This window comes from Kitasatospora sp. NPDC004745 (genome assembly GCF_042873275.1).
In the GTDB taxonomy this organism is placed as follows: Bacteria; Actinomycetota; Actinomycetes; order Streptomycetales; family Streptomycetaceae; genus Kitasatospora.
Genome location: NZ_JBIALK010000068.1, coordinates 1 through 1,477, shown reverse-complemented (window position 1 = coordinate 1,477; position 1,477 = coordinate 1). Strand labels below are relative to the sequence as shown.

Sequence of the window (1,477 nt, the reverse complement as noted above, 5' to 3'; positions counted from 1 at the left end):
CCGGGGGGTGGCGGAGGGGCGGGGGGGGGGGTTGGGGGGGGGGGGGTTGGGGGGGGGGGGTGGGGGGCCGGGGGGGGGCGGCGGGGCCCGGGGGGGGCGCCGGGCGGGGGGGCGCGGGGCCCACGGCCCGGGGAGATCCGGGCACGTCGGCGACCGTATGGGAAAGGTAGTGGTTACCCGCAAGGGATACTGGTACCCGTTGGGTACTATTGGCGCCATGACGAGCTCCGCCACCGACGCCACCGACCCCAAATCCGTCTACGCCGCGGCCTGCCCCTGCCGCGACCTGCTCGACCTGCTCGCCAACAAGTGGAGCGCGCTGGCCCTGGGCGCCCTGGAGGAGGGCCCGCAGCGCTTCGGCGCCCTGCGCGGCCGCCTGCAGGGCGTGAGCCCGAAGGTGCTGACCCAGACGCTGCGCCGGCTGGAGGAGCACGGCCTCGTCCACCGGGAGATCTTCGCCGAAGTCCCGCCCCGCGTCGAGTACAGCCTCACCGACCTCGGGGAGGACGCCTGCGTGCCGCTGGCGCACCTGCGCACCTGGGTCGAGCTCAACGTCGACCGGCTCCCCGCGTAGCACCGGGTCCGCCAGGACCCGCCCGACGGCCGGGCCGCCACCCCTGCGCGGGGCGTGGCTGCCCGGCCGTCCGCGCTCACTCCGCGCCGCCCAGCTCGTCCTCGATCAGTTGGAACAGCTCGTCGTCGTCCGCGAGGTCGAGGCGGGTGGGCGCCTCGGGAGCGAGCCGGGCCAGGACGGCGGTCAGCCGGGCGGCCAGCCGTTCGCGGGTCTCCTCGTCGTCGGGGGCGGCGGCGAGGGCGGCCTCCAGGTCGTCGAGGTGGCCGAGCAGCGCGCCCGCCCCGCCGGGGAGGCGGCCGGCCAGCTCGCCGTGCAGGTGGGCGGCGAGGGCGCTGGCCGTCGGATGGTCGAACAGCAGGGTGGTGGGCAGCCGCAGGCCGGTCTCGGCACTGAGGCGGTTGCGCAGTTCGACCGCCGTGAGCGAGTCGAGGCCGAGGTCCAGCAGGCCGCGCTCGGCCGGGACCGGCCGGTTCGCCGGATGCCCGAGCACCTCGGCGACCGCCGCGCCGACCAGGTCCAGCGCGACCCTCGCCCGCTCCGGCCCGGCGGCCTCGGCGAGCTTGCGCACCCACGGCGGGGTGGCGTCCGCGGCCGGTGCGGCCGTGGCGGCGGCGATCGGCCGCGGCGCCGCCGGGGGCCCGACCAGGCCGCGGAGCAGCGCCGGCACCCGCTCCCGGTCGCCCGCGGCCCGCAGCGCGCCGAGGTCGAGCCGGGCGGGGACGAGGAGGGGCTCGTCCGAGGTGAGCGCGGCGTCGAACAGGGCCAGCCCCTCCTCCACGCTCAGCGGGGCGATGCCGGAGCGTGCCATCCGGGCGAGGTCGGCGGTGCCGAGTCGGCTGCCCATGCCGTCGTCCTCCCAGAGGCCCCAGGCGAGGGAGGTGGCGGGCAGGCCGAGGGCGTGGC

The 1,477-nt window shown here is 78.5% G+C and carries 2 protein-coding genes; one reads left to right on the top strand and one right to left on the bottom strand.

Annotated features, from left to right (window positions below; all coding sequences use genetic code 11):
- The first annotated feature begins 217 nt into the window (after positions 1-217).
- Positions 218-574 (top strand): helix-turn-helix domain-containing protein, encoded by a 357-nt coding sequence (locus ACFYUY_RS40045; protein WP_360223096.1) that lies wholly within the window; start codon positions 218-220, stop codon positions 572-574.
- Between the two features lie 76 nt (positions 575-650).
- On the opposite strand, the gene ACFYUY_RS40040 is transcribed toward ACFYUY_RS40045, so the two are convergent.
- Positions 651-1,477 (bottom strand): beta-ketoacyl reductase (locus ACFYUY_RS40040; RefSeq protein ID WP_387908444.1); only part of this gene is annotated, 827 nt, incomplete at its 5' end.

Bases quoted from the DNA above. Each gene is read 5' to 3' on its own strand.
- ACFYUY_RS40045 (WP_360223096.1), top strand. From the start codon at position 218: ATGACGAGCTCCGCCACCGACGCCACCGACCCCAAATCCGTCTACGCC.